Genomic DNA, 15,040 nt, shown 5'->3' with positions numbered 1-15,040 from the left:
ACTTTTGAATAGGCTGGTATCCAGATGCTAATAATTATTAAACCAAGTACGCAAAAAAAACATAAAAAAAATTGCACTTGGTTATTAGAGCAGTGTCAAAAACGTCAAATTAGTTACACTATTTTTTACACCACAGGACATTTTACCAATGATTGCCAAAAAATAACGGTTTTGGCTCAGTCACAAAAGCGCGTTGTTGTGCTCGGTGGTGATGGCAGCCTGCATTTGGCTGTAAATGCATTGATGGGATTGAGTTGCTCGTTGGCGTTATTGCCTCAGGGGACGGGTAATGATTTTGCACGCGGCTTTGGCTGTTCAAACTCAGCTTGGCGTAATGCTATTTTTAGTGAGCATCAAGTAAAAATCGATATTGGCCAAATAAATAGCCGTTACTTTATTAATATTGCGGGGGTTGGCTTTGATGCGCATGTAGTACAGGCATTGCAAACCAAGCCTGCATTATCCGCTTTAAGTTATAGTTTAGCTGGCTTTAAGTGTTTATTCGTTTATCAGCCTTCTCGCTTGGCTGGGAGTTTTGCAGGGCAGCAATGCGAATATGGTAATTTGATTACTGTATTTGCAAATCATCATTATTTTGGTGGGGGGTTGATGATAGCGCCAAAAGCACAATTGAATAGTGGCTATTTAGAGTGCTATCGCGTGCCTACGCGTGGTTTGTTAGGTAACCTCTACAGTTTTGTGCGCTTATTGCTACGTAAGCACCACGGTATGAAAGAGCTCAACTACCAGCGCTTAGAAATTGCTTATATAAATACGCCTGATTTACCAATCGAAGCAGATGGTGAGCTGGTAGGCGTTACCCCAGCGGTGGTGACTATTCATCCGCTCGCGTTGCGTTTTTGTATGCCCAATGCTAAATGACGAGTAATATGTTAGTAATAAAAAAGCGCCTAACAAGTAGGCGCTTTTGGCGTTAGTTGCGTATATACGCATTCTAACTGGGGATGGAGCGTTTATTAGCAAATGATGCTTTATTAGACTCAATAAACGCTTTAATTCTTTTTGTTGGAGTCAGTACAATAGCATTACCAAGCAGTACTAAACTAAAGCCGATAAACGTATTGGCTTGCCAACTAAAACCTTCAAATAATGTACTTAAAGTCACTGCAACTAATGGAAATAACACAATCACATAGCTGGCACGTTCTGGGCCGATATTTTTTAGTAGTGCAAAGTAACATGCAAATGCAATAACCGTCCCAAACACCGATAAATAAACTAATGAATACCAGTAGCTTGCTGGGGCCGACAGGCTAAAATCGGCACCGCTGATGATTACATATACAAATAAACCAATAGCGCTGTATAACATGCCCCATGCATTGCCCTGCATGACGCCAATACGTTGTTGAGAGTTACGCACGCTGATCATATTCCCTAATGAAGCCACAAAGGTGCCAGCTAAGGCAAGTAGCAAACCGACCAACGCCCCATTACTCAAGTCGAACTGCTGTAATTGTGGCCAAAACAGACTGATGATGCCTAATACCCCTATCAATGCACCCGTATAAATACGTTTAGCGATGGGTTTACCAAAAAATAATCGGGTATTTACAATGTTCATTAATAACAACATTGAAAAGGCGATTGATGCCATGGCTGACGTTAAATAATGTTGTGCCCAGTAAAGTACTAAGTAATTAAGGCCAAAGTTACACAATGCTAGTAATACGAAAAAGCCATGATCGCGACGACTATAATTCATCGGTAATTTTTTAATATTCACCCATACCCACATTAGAATTGCAGCCAAACTAAAGCGATAAAATAGTGAAACTTCAACGGCGATATCGCCAAGTTGAAATTCGATTGCGAGCCAGGTAGAGCCCCAAATTAAAACGGTTAGTGCATAAAGCACGATACTTTTCATGGCCTTGGTCCATTATGTCGATTAAGTGTTTATTTTAAGATACTTCTGTATACTTAACATACACAGAAAACTATAAATGCAACCTATACAGATTGTACGGCTTTAAGGTGTCTACTATGTCGCTGGTGATCAGCAAAACCAACCATGACTTTTTATATCAGCAAGTAATGCAGCTGGTGCGTGAGCTGAGTGAGCAGGGGACACTATTACCAGGCGAAAAACTCCCCTCATTACGTAAAATGGCCACTAAGCTGAATGTCAGTATTCCGACGGTGAAATTGGCTTACCAATCACTTGAGGCACAAGGTTTGGTTGAAGCACGAGAAAAGTCAGGCTATTTTTTAAAAACGGCACATACCCAGTTAGCGCGGCCAAAGCGGGTTAAACTCAATCGTGAGCCAGTTTCGGTCAACATGCAGGTATTAATTGAGCAAGTGTATGATGCAATTCATCAAGCCGATGTCGTACCGTTTGGCATTGCTAATCCTGTTGCTGCCGCTCCAACTGATAAAATGCTAAGTCGTACGATGCGCCGGGTTATGTCGATTGCCGGCAGTCGCGCCATAAATTATGGTGCGATGGATGGTTTTGCACCATTGAAAAAGCAGTTAATCCATCGTTATTTAGATTTTGGCATTGGTGTTGACTCGCAAGAACTTGTGATCACCAACGGTGCTCAAGAAGCACTGGCGATCGCGCTAAAATGTGTCACTAAAGTAGGTGATGTGGTGGCGATCGAGTCACCTTGTTATTTTGGTATCATTGAATTGATCGAAAGCCTGGGCCTCAAGGCGCTCGAGATCCCGCTGTGTCCTGATGATGGGATCTGGCTTGATGATCTGAGCCAGGCTTTACATGATCACGATATTAAAGCCTGTGTGTTCTCTACTTCGATCAATAATCCTGTGGGTAGTTTTATGCCTGATCATAAGCGTAAACAATTAGTAGAGTTATTGGAATCTCAAGATGTGGTGCTAATTGAAGATGATGTGTATGGTGATTTACATTTTACCCCGCAGCGCGGTACACCCGCTCAGGCTTACTCAACAAAAGGGTTGGTATTAACCTGTGCATCGTTTTCTAAAACTGCGGCGCCGAGTTATCGTGTTGGCTGGTTGATTGCCGGAAAGTTTGCTGCCAAAGCGCGTCGCTATAAGCGTGCATTGAGTTGTTCTACTTCATTGATCAATCAATGGACGTTATATGAATTTATAGTTAGTGGTGATTATGATCGTAATATAAAACTACTGCGACAGCGTCTACGTTCTAATAAAGAACTAATGATCTGGTGTTTACAACAGGCCTTTCCGAGTACCGCTAGGATCAGCGATCCGCAAGGCGGATGTGTGATCTGGATTGATTTAGGTGCGGCTTACGATAGTGTAAAACTATTTCAACTGGCATTAGAAAGTGGCATTAGCATTACTCCTGGCTATATTTTTTCAGCCACTAATAAATATCGCAGTTGTATTCGATTAAGTTATGGTTTGCCATGGGGTGAAAAAATTGAACAAGCTATTATAAAGCTAGGTGAGTTAGTGCATTTAGCGAAGAAATAGCATGGCATAAAAAAGCAGCACCTTTAAAAAAGAGTGCTGCTAAAGGGATATCAAACTTTTAGCGTTTAGAACCTGAGTTCAAGTTAGTTATTTTGTTTATAACTAAATAATTGGTAGTCTTTCAATTCTGGAACTAGTTTAACTAATTGTTGCTCTTGATCAGCAATGGTTGAAAAATTACCGCACAGTGCATCAGCGCGTTTTTCAAGTTGGTTAGCTTGTTGCTCAACTTTGGCTTCAATTTCAGCTCCCATATTTTCCATGCGTTGTTCAAAGGCTTGCATATCGCCACCAGAGCCCATTAGTTCTGAACCTACAGCCATTAAAATACTACCCATCGATTGCATCATCGCAGCTTGTACAGCGCTTTCTATTTGCTCATCAAATTGGCTTTCAAAGTTTTCGCCAAATTGGCTAAAGCTTTGTTGGCCCATTACAAAAGCGCCTTGTTGGTAAAAGGTGTTTTGTACTTCTACCTGAATATCAGCCATTAATTCATTAATGCTATCTAGGCCATCGATATTAAATGCATTGGCGACTTCTTCAATGGCGACCCCGGCAATTTTAACGCCTTCAAGAGCAATGTTCGCGACTTCTGGTAATTGGCTACGCAGACTGTCTGAATAATTACTGATAGCTTGGTGTTGTTGACTGTTGAGTGTCAAAGTTTGGCCATCAATCATTAACTCGCCACTATTTATAAAAGTCATAGTGTGGTTATCAGCTGTAAAAATTTCTAATTCATTTGGCTTAATACGCACATCATTTTTAAATTCAACGTCACATGTGTCGCCGCTAAAAGAAATATTCGTCTCATTGTCATTGTGTGCCATTGCCCCTGTGGCAATGAATAAAGAACTTATTAATAGTAATTTTTTCATTTTTATTTCCTGCTAATTTGTTGATTATGACCAGTACGCATTTAACGTATTTAATACTTATCAAGTTTAATGCCAATAATTATTGGCATTTAAAAACAATGAGTTAATTGTTTTTTTCCCTTTTTTAATTACATTTAAATGTTATAAAAAAGCCATTTTTTAGTCATTTTGACTAATTTACATTAATACATAAAAGATACTTATCGTTTCGATAAAAAACTCTCACTTTCCAGAACTCAAATTTAGCGCTATTTATTCACAATATCGACATAACACTATTTTAGAATTGCGTTATGGCTTTATTTTGGTGCTTTTTCATACGGTGAAATAGTGCTGAACATTTTTAATTTACCAATGATAGTGATAAAAAATCCTTAATTGGTCTCAAACACTTTATGGAGTGGGTTGTGGGTAAGACATTTAGTTACGATGCGCTAGATGACGATTTTGTTGAAGACGAGTACGAAATGGTCGGGCGTAATCAACACGACAAGAATAAGCAAAAGGTTAAGAAAAAGTTGGAAGACTACCTTGAGCAAAAACGCTTGCGTAAAAACTTGGGCGATGATGACTTAGATGAGTATTTAAACGACTAAGAGATAATTTAAATAAAGAGGCAATTTGCCTCTTTATTGCTTTTAGAGTTTAGATATTACTGCTTTTAAGGGCTTTGATAATAGCACCTTCGATTTGTTGCGGTTTGGTAAATGGTGCAAAGCGTTTAATTGCCTCGCCGTCGCGGCCAACTAAAAACTTAGTGAAATTCCATTTTATTTTGCGGGTTAAAAATCCAGGTAAGGCTGATTTTAAATGCCTGAATACGGGGTGGGCGTTTTCGCCATTAACATCAATTTTGCTCATCATCACAAAATCAACACCGTAGTTAATTAAACAACCTTGCGCTATTTCTTTTGCGCCGCCAGGCTCTTGTTTGCCGAATTGATTGCACGGAAAACCAATAATTACTAACCCTTGATCAGCGTATTTTGCATGTAATTGTTGTAAACCTTCGTACTGTGGAGTGAAGCCACATTTACTGGCAGTGTTGACAATTAACACAACTTTGCCTGCGAAATCTGAAAAATCAATGCTTTGGCCTTGCAGATTGCTGGCTGAAAGTTGATAGAAGTCGTTCATGTTGCTCTCTTGTTATTGTTGTTTGTTAAATTCTATCCTGAGTTGTGACAGACATACAGCTTAAATTATCATCATATTGCATAGACCATTTTATTTTAACTTGCATGATTAAAGCTTGTGAGTAAATGTTCAATCAATAATCGCACTCTGTACGGCATTAAATCTTTACGTGGATACACTAACCAAGAGGCATTGTCTGTTACCTGAAACTCATCAAGTAAGGTAATTAGTTGCCCGTTTTCAATATACTTATCAACAATATCAGTGGCTAAATGGGCAATGCCCAAGCCTGCTAATGTCGCAGATAATAGTGCGCGCGGATGGTTACTGCGCCAGTTGCCGGCAACTTTTACCTCTTTAATATCGCCGGCAAAATTAAATCGCCAACGTTTCCCCATGGCAATTAAGCAATTATGAGCGGTTAATTGTTGAGGCGTAGTTGGGGTTGGGTGATGTGCTAAATATTCTGGACTGGCAACGAGAGTCATGATTCGCGGGCTAAGTGGTCGTGCAATTAAGTTAGAGTCTTGCATGCGGCCAAAACGGATCGCTAAATCAAAACCTTCTTCAACTAAGTCGACATTACGATTGTTGAAGTCCATATCTACTTCAACCTCAGGGTAGCGTTTTACAAACTCAACAATTTTAGGTGCTACATGACATGCAACAAATTCACCAGCACCAGAAATTCTAATGATCCCTTTGGGTTTACGTTGCTCACCTTGCAGTTGATTATTAGCATCAATTAGCTCTTGTTTAATTGCTTTGAGCTTTACGGCATATTCGCGGCCGGCATCGGTGAGGCTTATTTTTCGGGTAGTACGTTGAAATAGCAATGAGCCTAAGCGGTTTTCAAGTTGCTGTACTTGGCGGCTAATATGTGAAGTTGATACTTCCATGACTTTGGCTGCTTTGGTAAAGCTGCCATGTTCAACCACATGTAAAAATTCATCAAGGCCATGCCACATAATTTAGTTCTCAAATATTAAGTAATTATAGTTTATACCATCTATTGTTGCAGCTGTGCAAAAGTGATTCTCTGAGCTTAGTCTTTAAATTAATGCTTAAATCCCTACAATTAGATGGTCACCAAATTTTAGCTCACACTAAATAATGAGCATCTCTAAGCAATGGAGCAAGCATGTTAAATTTCAGTTTTGCAAACCCAACCAAAATTCATTTCGGCGAACAACAAATCGCTTTAATTAAAAATGAGATCCCTGCAGACGCAAAAGTATTAGTTACTTATGGTGGCGGCAGTATTAAAAGTAATGGCGTCTATGATCAAGTCGTCGATGCGTTAAGTGAACATACGTGGTTTGAGTTTGCCGGTATTGAGCCTAACCCAAGTTATCAAACATGTATGAAAGCCGTTGCTTTGGTTAAAGAAAAGCAAGTTGATTACATTCTTGCAGTTGGTGGTGGTTCAGTCGCTGATGGTAGTAAATTTATTGCCGCAGCAGCTAATTATGACGGCGAGCCATGGGATATTTTATCAAAAGGTGGCGAGATTAAATCTGCTATTGCTCTTGGTGTGGTATTAACGTTACCTGCAACGGGCTCTGAGTCAAACGGCAATAGTGTTGTTTCAAATCTTGACACTCACGAAAAACTTGCATTTGCTAGTCCATTTGTATTGCCAAAATTTGCAGTACTCGACCCTGCAGTGACTTTTTCATTGCCTGAGCGCCAAGTGGCGAACGGTATTGTTGATGCATTTGTGCATACTATGGAGCAGTATTTAACCTACGATGTAGGTGCTAAGCTGCAAGACCGTTTCGCTGAAGGTATTTTAATGACCTTAATCGAAGAGGGCCCTAAAGCGTTCAGTGAGCCTGATAACTATCAAGTACGTGCAAATATTATGTGGTCAGCAACGATGGCATTAAACGGCTTAATTGGAGCGGGTGTACCACAAGATTGGTCCACTCATATGTTGGGCCATGAAATGACTGCGATGTATGGCCTTGACCACGCGCAAACGCTTGCGATTGTATTACCTCGTATGATGGCTGAGCAAACAGAAACTAAGCGCGGTAAAATCTTACAGTACGCAGAACGCGTTTTAGGATTAGATATCAGTGATGAAGATGCAGCAATTGAACAAGCAATTAATGCAACTGAAGCGTTTTTTCACAGTGTGAATATGCCAACGCGTTTAAGTGATTATAACTTAGGCGAAGAAGTCGCTGATAAAATTGTTGAGCAACTTGAACGCCACGGTATGACGGCTATTGGCGAACGTGGTCAGGTCACTCTAGATAAAAGCCGTGCTATTTTATTAGCCAGCGTTTAAAGCTACTTTTAGCGCATTACTAATGTGCTAATTTAAGGTCAAAAATAAACCCATACCAACCAGTGTTGTGTAGTAAATGTTGTGCGTTTTATACGCGACAATAATGGCTGCTATTGCCGCACTGAGGTATGGGTTTTGCCAATCTAAATTTATTCCCTCATCTGTTACAAACACAATAGGTACCCAAATCGCGGTAAGTACCGCCGGTGCGCTAAAACTTAGAAACTGCTGCATTTTCGGGCCAACTTTAAATGGTAGGTCACGATGTAAAAATAAGTAACGGGTAAAAAAGGTAATACACGCCATAAGTAAAATAGTGCTCATCATCAGTTATGCTCCAATTTATCTTGGATACGGCTAATAAGGTAACCGATAGTCATCGCCGATAGTGCCGCGGCTACTAACCATAGTTCAAACCCCTGGCTTTTTAAAACGGTAGCGACAACACCAGCGCTTACAACCGTTGCCAATGTAGCGAGATTTTTAATACCAGGAATTACTAATGCAATAAAAGTTGCAGCAATAGCAAAGTCTAAGCCTAAATTAGTGAGATCAGGTAGCAGACTGCCCGCTACGATGCCAATTAATGTCCACAAGTTCCAAGTAATATAAAAGCTAAAGCCGGCACTGAGCGCGTAGATCAAGCGAGTTTTAGTTCGATAAGCTTTGCGATGATGGGAAAACGCAAACAGCTCATCAGTGAGTACAAAGCTTACCGGTAAGCGCCAACGTAGCGGCTGATCAATCACTTTATGACGCACCGCTAAGCCGTATAAAAAGTGCCGTGAGCTAATTATGAAGGTGGTGAATAAAATAGTTAATAAAGGCGTATTGCCAGCCATTAGCTCTATAGCGACTAGTTGGGCGGAACCGGCAAACACTAATAATGACATAGCTTGGGTTTCAAATGCGCTAAAGCCATTTTGTATTGCCAGTGAACCACATAAAATCCCCCAGGGGATCACTGCTAAACACAGTGGTAGCATATCTAAAAAGCCTTTTAGGAGTGCGCGCTTGGTGCTAAGTGTCATTAATATTATTCATTACGGTAATTAATGCCCTTAGTCTGCCATAGATCAATTAACCCTGAACAGCAAAGATGCTAAATTAACAAAAGTTTGAAATAATAAGCTTTTACGCAAAAGAGGTTAAGCATGCATAAAATTAAAGTATGGGATGGGTTTATTCGCAGTTTCCATTGGTTGTTAGTTATTGCAATTGCGGCGCTGTATTTTAGTGCTGAAGAAGGCATGATGGAATTACACTTTGTGGCTGGCTTTTTCACCTTAGCGCTACTAGTAACACGCCTTATTTGGGGCTTGATTGGTAGCAAAACAGCTAAGTTAAGTGCATTGTTTCATTTACCTAGCGCAGCACTAAAATCATTTAAACAAACAGATAATAAACCTGGCCATGGCGCAGCGGGCAGCTACATGGTGTTGGCATTTTTTATTTTATTACTGGCGCAGTTAGTAAGCGGCTTAATGACCACTGATGACATTTTGACAGATGGCCCATTAGTGCAGTATGTATCAAGTAATGTAGTTGAATGGGCCGGCTGGGTGCATCATAAAAACTTTGATTTATTGTTGTACGCGATTATTCTCCATATTGTGGCAATTGTAATTTATCGCATTAAAGGCAAAAATTTAGTCAAAGCAATGGTTACGGGCTATGCCGCTGAAAAAAATAATGATAGTAATGAAGAGCTAACAAAATCACCGTGGACTGCGATAATTATTTTTGTCGTTGTATTTGCGGCATTACTGATGACATGGGGCGCAGAACCTGTGGCTTACTTGTTTAGTTAAACGGTTCAACAGATCAAAAACGGCGCTAATTAAGCGCCGTTTTAGTTTTAAGATGATCGCATTAAAGATTAGTCTTTAAATGATGTGTGGCAATCTTTACAGCCTTTAGCCCATGGGCCAAATGCTTTAGCAATTACTTTTTTATCACCTGTTTGCGCGGCAACGGCTAGTTCATCAGCATATTGTTGGAATGCTACCGCTTTTTTCATAAAGGTTTCGTTATCGCTCCAAATAGCAGGTAATGCAGATGTTTCGCCTTTATCACTGCCTGCAACGAATGCTTCCCATGGCATTTTTGATAATGCAGCGGCATTATTTGCACGGTGCTTAAAACGCTCAGCATCAAAAGGTACTTTGCCCTTTAGCATGTCACCCATATCACCAATTTGGACACGGATCATTGAAAACGCCGCTTGGCGGTACTCAATGGCGTCACTAGGCTCTTCAAATACAGAGTTTGCTGTTGCACCAAATGTTAGTGCACAAAGTGTTGCACCTAAAAATAATTGCTTTAACTTCATTCCTTTTGCCCCTTATATGTAATTCATTGCTTGTATAGCAGCTGTTGTATATCAGCAAGTCAGATTATTCAAGTGTATTGCGGTTAAACTGAACTGTTATTGAATTATAAAACTAAGATCATGCCTTAATTATTTATATCAATGTCAGCAAAGATCATTCCTCTGCGCATACTACGGGTTGCTAAAAATACTTCACCCAGTAATGACATAAATGCACAAATAAGTAGTGCCATTGCGCCAACAAAACAACTGCCGATGGAAACACCTAAATTAACTGATTGGATATGAGACAAAAATAACAGCATGACCACGGCGCAAACAAGTACCGCACTTAATACACTTAAACTAAAGGCAATATGGATACAGCGAGAGCGTTTCAGCAGTGCTCGTAGCTCGGTTGTTAGCGATGAATTAAACTCTTCATCGGTACTTACCTTTAATTTTCGTTCAAGTTGACGAGCACGGTCGGTAATTCGAGCTAAGCGATTAGATAAAACGCCCAGCGTAGCAGCAATACCAGTAATTAAAAAAACCGGCGCAACGGCTGTTTGGATTACTTTTGCCATTGTTAAAATATTTATAACATCAGAGTTCATTGGTTCCCTTTTAGGTATATTGGTGTGCTTTAGTTCTATTTGTTTACAAACATTTACATTTTCACTTTTCAGTTTTTAAACATTAAAAACAGATGTTTAGTGTTATTTTTTTCGGTTTTCTATTTGCCTTTGTAATTTTAATGTAATCGAGTTGTTGTTATTTTGGGTGTTGAAGTTCTATATTAGTCTCGCACTTAATTTATGATCACCAATAAATACAATAATACATAACATATCCCAGGGGAAATCATGTCTAAGAATCTAATAAAAAGAACGGCGGTTGCAACCGCTGTAACAAGTATCTTAGTTACAGGCGCTGTAAATGCAAATACAATAAATAACAGCGTACTTAAGCATACCAGCTACACGCCAGTATCACAGACCGATATTGTAAATAAAAATCAACCATCAGCATACCTTGTTGTTTTAAAAACAAAAACAGCAGCTGATATGATGGAGCAGGGGGTCTACAATGTTTCTGATGCTCGTCAGAGCTATAATCAAGTTGCAACGTTACAAAGCCAAGTTCAAGATAAGCTATTTACCCTTGATAGCAATGTAAAAGTACTTGGTTCAACTAAAATTTTGGCGCCGACGTTAATTGTTCAAGCAAGCCAAGGTGCACTAGATAGAATTGCAAAAGACTCGCGTGTAGAGCGTGTTTTACCTATGTTTGATTACGACCTTCATGTTGCAGCAACTGCTGACTACATCAAAGCGTCACCATTAGTAACAAATGGTACAGTAACAGGTGCAACGCAAACTGTTGCAGTACTAGATACAGGTATTGATTATACTCACAAAATTTTTGGTGGTGAAGGAACTGTTGAAGCTTATGAAGCAGCTCAAGCAGATCCAACTGCAGTGACTTGGCCACAAGGTCAAGTTATGGGGGGTTATGACTTCATGCGTGATGATGCTGATCCAATTGAAAATGATCCAGCTACTCCAACAGAAGAAGATGCAGCAACTAGCCATGGTACATCTGTATCTCACTCTGTCACTGGTATTGCACCAGCGGTGGAGCTATACGTGTATTCAGTGTGTGGCGGTGGTTGTCCAAGTGCAGCACAGGTTTCGGCATTAGAAGCCGCTATGGATCCAAATGGTGATGGTGATTCAGAAGACCGAGTTGATGTAATCAATATGTCTTTAGGTGGAGAGTTTGGTGACACATACATCGGTGGTGGTACGCAGTTTTTAATTCAGCAAGCCGTAGATGCAGGTGTGAACGTTGTTATTTCTGCTGGTAATGATGGTGATAACCCATTCCGCATTGGCGGTCCTTCTACGACGCCAAATGCACTCTCTGTTGGCGCGATGACGCATCCTGCAAATGATGTTGGCGTTGCATCTGGCACAGTTGAAGGTGCAGAGACCACAATTCAGCCGTCAGGTTTTGGTCCACAAACTGCGTTTGTAATGACAGATGCCGATGCTGAAGTTGTTTACCCTGAAGAAAACCAAAATGGCTGCGTGGCATTTTCTGCTGAAACTGACTTTACTGACAAAGCGGTAATTATTGACCGTGGTGCCTGTAATTTCACTCAAAAAGTATTAAGCGCTCAAGATCGTGGTGCTAAGTTTGTATTTGTAGCAAATAATGTTGATGATGGTACGCCTGCGCCAATGGGTGGCTTTGATGCAGCAGTAACAATTCCTAATGTCGGTATTAATTTTGCTGCAGGGGCAGCAATGAAAGCTGCTTTAACAGCCGGTGAAATGCCAACATATAGCATAACGATTGAACGTAAAGTGCTAGCGGGTGCAGTTGCATCGTTCTCATCTCGTGGTCCATCAATGGATGGTTTACTAAAACCTGAAATTACAGCGCCAGGTACTGATATCATGGTAGCGGCAACTGGTACACAAGATCAATTAGCACCCGCAACAGGTACTTCATTTTCAGGTCCGATCACTGCTGGTGCTGTTGCATTAGTTCGTGAAGCGCATCCAGATCGTACTGCACTTGAAATTAAAGCGACAATCATGAATGCGGCTGACTTAAATGTAACCGTAGAGCCGATTAGTACTAACCCAGATTCTCCACTTGCACCAATTAGTTCTATCGGTGCAGGCTTAGTAAATGTTGACAAAGCTGTTAACTTACCTGTTGCGGCATGGGTTGAAGATGAAACATTCAAAACTAAACAAGCGGCGCTATCGTTCGGTTTAGAACGCATGACAGAAACAACCAGCTTTACAAAAACAGTGACGTTGAAAAATTTCTCTGATGCAGACAAAACATATGACCTTCGTATTGAAGAGCGTTATATGAATGATGTGGATACTGGTGCTGTTAGTTTTGATATTCCACGTAGCGTAACTGTTGCGGCAAATACGGTAACAACATTCGATGTAACCATGACAGTTGATCCATCTAAACTGCATAAGTGGACGTTAGAAAACCCATTTAGCCAAGAGGATCTAGCAGCTCGTAGTCCGTCACTGACTATGGCTGAGTTTGATGGTGCGCTGGTATTTGATGATACTTCAACAGCCGACACAGATCATGACTTGCACATTGTTTACCATGCGATACCTAAAGCCGGTGCTGAATTAGCTTTTTCATATGAAGAAGTTAATGGTGTTGGTGAGTTGGTTGTAACCAATGTGGGGGCGACTACGATATTACCAACTGCAGAATCAGTGGTTGCTACAAGTGAAGAGAACCGCGACGCTGACTTTGATATTCTCTCAACTACATTTGCTGCTTATACGTCTGAGACATGTGAGTCAGGTGTGTTCATTACATCTTCAATTCAATTACGAGATGAAATTACCCACATGCGTCAAATCGGTGTTCGTATGAATCTCGATATTGATAATGATGGTGTTTATGATCACTTTATGATGAATATTAATGATGTTGGCCGTGATGCAGCAATACCTGGGCGCAGCCGTACATTAATTGGTGAAATCGATGCCGCAGGTGAGGATGTGTGGCAGTGGGGTACACCGATGTATCATGCTGCTGGTGAAGATACAGTGACCTTCTCTGGATGTAGTAATTTGTTAGGCTTAGATGCAAATATGCTGGGCAGCACAATTAACATTGCAGCTTCAGTTGGTTATCCAAATTATCAAGCCGGTGTGTTCTCTGAAACCGATAGTGTAGTTGGTTCTACTGTGTTTACAGGTAATCCGGTGGTTACTTTGGAATCGACAGAAGACGCTGAAACTAAATTATCTGAACTTGCTCCAGGTCAGAAGGCTGTAATTAGAGCTGATGGTAATTTCGCATTGACCTCAGCTACAGGGACAGATGTATATACTAATTCAGTAACTGGTGTTCCGGCTGTTCCAGCTGTGCCTAATCTCGTTGTAGAAGAGTTTACAATTAATGAAACTGCACTTGATGGTATTACTATTGGTAGACTTAGTTTTGAAGATACTCCAGCACTACGTATAACAAACTTTACTGTTGTGAGTATGTCTGCTCCAGGCTTAATGATTGATGCTGAAACTGGCGATATCATGGTTGAAGATACGAGTATGTTGGATTTTGAGTCTGACATTAAAGAAATCATTTTAACAGTGAAGGCGACTGATTTACTTGGTACTGAATCTGCAGCAGCCGATATTAAAGTAACGATTACCAATGATGCAGATGAGTTACCAGTTGTAGCAAAAGGGCAAAATTTCAGTATTATTGAATCCGCAGCCGAAGGTACAGTGATTGGCATGCTTGATCATAGTTTGTTTGAAAGTGCGGCAACAATGGTTACTGGTGGTACGGTTGCAAACACAAACTTAATTAGTATTAATAATAAGGGTGAGCTAGTTGTCACTGGCAGCCTAAGTTATTATGCAACTCCAACTATGACTCTTGATGTAACAGTAATGGATGACAGCGGCTTAGAGTCTGAGGTTGTGCAAGTTATGTTGAATGTAACCGCCGATCCTAAATCTCATGCCCCAGTCATTGAGGGTGGTCAAAAATTCAGAACTGATGAAAATGTTGCCATTGGTACCGTGTTGGGTCAATTGGTATTCTCAGACCCTGATATGGATATTTCGCCAATTACTCGTTTTATTGTATCTGGAACAACATTAGTTAGTGTTCAGTTAGATGGTTCAATTGTGACTATGGGTGAAATTGACTATGAGTTTGATAAAGAGATTGTTTTCAGTGTTCAAGCTGAAGATAGCAAAGGTTATGTATCGAAAGCGGTAAGTGTTGAGATTGACGTTAACAATCTACGTGCGAACGATGATGACGACAATGATAGCTCTGGTTCGCTAGCGTGGTTAACGCTGCTTGTAGCACCGTTTGCATTTATGCGTCGCCGTAAACAAAAGTAGTAATATAGCCTCTAAAGGCATATAGCTTTAGTTAAAATACCGC

The 15,040-nt window shown here is 40.4% G+C and carries 14 protein-coding genes; 6 read left to right on the top strand and 8 right to left on the bottom strand.

Annotated features, from left to right (window positions below):
• The first annotated feature begins 24 nt into the window (after positions 1-24).
• Positions 25-882 (top strand): diacylglycerol kinase family protein, encoded by an 858-nt coding sequence (locus H5186_RS08255; protein ID WP_220496380.1) that lies wholly within the window; start codon positions 25-27, stop codon positions 880-882.
• 73 nt (positions 883-955) lie between these two features.
• Here the strand turns inward: H5186_RS08255 and H5186_RS08250 are convergent, their stop codons facing one another.
• Positions 956-1,891, bottom strand: coding sequence for a DMT family transporter (locus H5186_RS08250; protein ID WP_145240025.1), 936 nt, complete (start codon positions 1,889-1,891; stop codon positions 956-958).
• Positions 1,892-2,007: 116 nt separating this feature from the next.
• Here H5186_RS08250 and H5186_RS08245 point away from each other — a divergent pair, with 116 nt between their 5' ends.
• Positions 2,008-3,450, top strand: coding sequence for a PLP-dependent aminotransferase family protein (locus H5186_RS08245; RefSeq protein ID WP_182794327.1), 1,443 nt, complete (start codon positions 2,008-2,010; stop codon positions 3,448-3,450).
• Between the two features lie 83 nt (positions 3,451-3,533).
• Here H5186_RS08245 and H5186_RS08240 read toward each other — a convergent pair whose 3' ends face one another.
• A complete protein-coding gene (locus tag H5186_RS08240; RefSeq protein WP_145240021.1) occupies positions 3,534-4,331 on the bottom strand; it encodes a YggN family protein in 798 nt (265 codons plus the stop codon).
• Positions 4,332-4,738: 407 nt separating this feature from the next.
• On the opposite strand from H5186_RS08240, the gene H5186_RS08235 reads away from it, so the two are divergent.
• Entirely contained in the window at positions 4,739-4,927 is a 189-nt protein-coding gene (locus H5186_RS08235) for a PA3496 family putative envelope integrity protein (protein WP_145240019.1), read from the top strand.
• Between the two features lie 49 nt (positions 4,928-4,976).
• Here H5186_RS08235 and H5186_RS08230 read toward each other — a convergent pair whose 3' ends face one another.
• Both H5186_RS08230 and H5186_RS08225 read right to left on the bottom strand, forming a co-directional pair.
• The gene (locus H5186_RS08230) at positions 4,977-5,468 is read right to left on the bottom strand and encodes a glutathione peroxidase (RefSeq protein ID WP_145240017.1); all 492 of its coding nucleotides are present in this window, start codon (positions 5,466-5,468) and stop codon (positions 4,977-4,979) included.
• A gap of 95 nt (positions 5,469-5,563) precedes the next feature.
• A complete protein-coding gene (locus H5186_RS08225; protein ID WP_149982204.1) occupies positions 5,564-6,436 on the bottom strand; it encodes a LysR family transcriptional regulator in 873 nt (290 codons plus the stop codon).
• Between the two features lie 173 nt (positions 6,437-6,609).
• Here H5186_RS08225 and H5186_RS08220 point away from each other — a divergent pair, with 173 nt between their 5' ends.
• Positions 6,610-7,764 (top strand): iron-containing alcohol dehydrogenase, encoded by a 1,155-nt coding sequence (locus H5186_RS08220; protein WP_149982203.1) that lies wholly within the window; start codon positions 6,610-6,612, stop codon positions 7,762-7,764.
• Positions 7,765-7,791: 27 nt separating this feature from the next.
• Here H5186_RS08220 and H5186_RS08215 read toward each other — a convergent pair whose 3' ends face one another.
• The gene (locus H5186_RS08215; RefSeq protein ID WP_182794326.1) at positions 7,792-8,091 is read right to left on the bottom strand and encodes an AzlD domain-containing protein; all 300 of its coding nucleotides are present in this window, start codon (positions 8,089-8,091) and stop codon (positions 7,792-7,794) included.
• Positions 8,091-8,795, bottom strand: coding sequence for an AzlC family ABC transporter permease (locus tag H5186_RS08210; RefSeq protein ID WP_259398451.1), 705 nt, complete (start codon positions 8,793-8,795; stop codon positions 8,091-8,093). The genes H5186_RS08215 and H5186_RS08210 overlap by 1 nt, the downstream gene beginning before the upstream one ends.
• Positions 8,796-8,918: 123 nt before the next feature.
• On the opposite strand from H5186_RS08210, the gene H5186_RS08205 reads away from it, so the two are divergent.
• A complete protein-coding gene (locus tag H5186_RS08205; RefSeq protein WP_182717488.1) occupies positions 8,919-9,575 on the top strand; it encodes a cytochrome b/b6 domain-containing protein in 657 nt (218 codons plus the stop codon).
• Between the two features lie 68 nt (positions 9,576-9,643).
• Here the strand turns inward: H5186_RS08205 and H5186_RS08200 are convergent, their stop codons facing one another.
• Entirely contained in the window at positions 9,644-10,096 is a 453-nt protein-coding gene (locus H5186_RS08200) for a cytochrome c (protein WP_149982199.1), read from the bottom strand.
• A 125-nt stretch (positions 10,097-10,221) separates the two neighbouring features.
• Positions 10,222-10,692 carry a DUF2721 domain-containing protein gene (locus H5186_RS08195; protein WP_145240002.1) on the bottom strand — a complete coding sequence of 157 codons (471 nt, stop codon included), beginning with the start codon at positions 10,690-10,692 and terminating at the stop codon, positions 10,222-10,224.
• Between the two features lie 249 nt (positions 10,693-10,941).
• On the opposite strand from H5186_RS08195, the gene H5186_RS08190 reads away from it, so the two are divergent.
• Positions 10,942-14,997, top strand: a complete 4,056-nt coding sequence (locus H5186_RS08190) for a S8 family serine peptidase (RefSeq protein ID WP_182717487.1) — start codon at positions 10,942-10,944, stop codon at positions 14,995-14,997.
• The last annotated feature ends 43 nt before the right edge of the window (positions 14,998-15,040 follow it).

Origin of the sequence: Pseudoalteromonas sp. SG41-2 (assembly GCF_014164535.1) — a bacterium.
In the GTDB taxonomy this organism is placed as follows: Bacteria; Pseudomonadota; Gammaproteobacteria; order Enterobacterales; family Alteromonadaceae; genus Pseudoalteromonas; species Pseudoalteromonas rhizosphaerae.
This window is presented reverse-complemented; position numbering and strand designations above follow the sequence as displayed.

Coding starts and splice junctions, on each gene's coding strand:
- H5186_RS08255 (WP_220496380.1), top strand. CDS start 25: ATGCTAATAATTATTAAACCAAGTACGCAAAAAAAACATAAAAAAAAT.
- H5186_RS08250 (WP_145240025.1), bottom strand. CDS start 1,891: ATGAAAAGTATCGTGCTTTATGCACTAACCGTTTTAATTTGGGGCTCT.
- H5186_RS08245 (WP_182794327.1), top strand. CDS start 2,008: ATGTCGCTGGTGATCAGCAAAACCAACCATGACTTTTTATATCAGCAA.
- H5186_RS08240 (WP_145240021.1), bottom strand. CDS start 4,331: ATGAAAAAATTACTATTAATAAGTTCTTTATTCATTGCCACAGGGGCA.
- H5186_RS08230 (WP_145240017.1), bottom strand. CDS start 5,468: ATGAACGACTTCTATCAACTTTCAGCCAGCAATCTGCAAGGCCAAAGC.
- H5186_RS08225 (WP_149982204.1), bottom strand. CDS start 6,436: ATGTGGCATGGCCTTGATGAATTTTTACATGTGGTTGAACATGGCAGC.
- H5186_RS08220 (WP_149982203.1), top strand. CDS start 6,610: ATGTTAAATTTCAGTTTTGCAAACCCAACCAAAATTCATTTCGGCGAA.
- H5186_RS08215 (WP_182794326.1), bottom strand. CDS start 8,091: ATGATGAGCACTATTTTACTTATGGCGTGTATTACCTTTTTTACCCGT.
- H5186_RS08210 (WP_259398451.1), bottom strand. CDS start 8,795: ATGACACTTAGCACCAAGCGCGCACTCCTAAAAGGCTTTTTAGATATG.
- H5186_RS08205 (WP_182717488.1), top strand. CDS start 8,919: ATGCATAAAATTAAAGTATGGGATGGGTTTATTCGCAGTTTCCATTGG.
- H5186_RS08200 (WP_149982199.1), bottom strand. CDS start 10,096: ATGAAGTTAAAGCAATTATTTTTAGGTGCAACACTTTGTGCACTAACA.
- H5186_RS08195 (WP_145240002.1), bottom strand. CDS start 10,692: ATGAACTCTGATGTTATAAATATTTTAACAATGGCAAAAGTAATCCAA.
- H5186_RS08190 (WP_182717487.1), top strand. CDS start 10,942: ATGTCTAAGAATCTAATAAAAAGAACGGCGGTTGCAACCGCTGTAACA.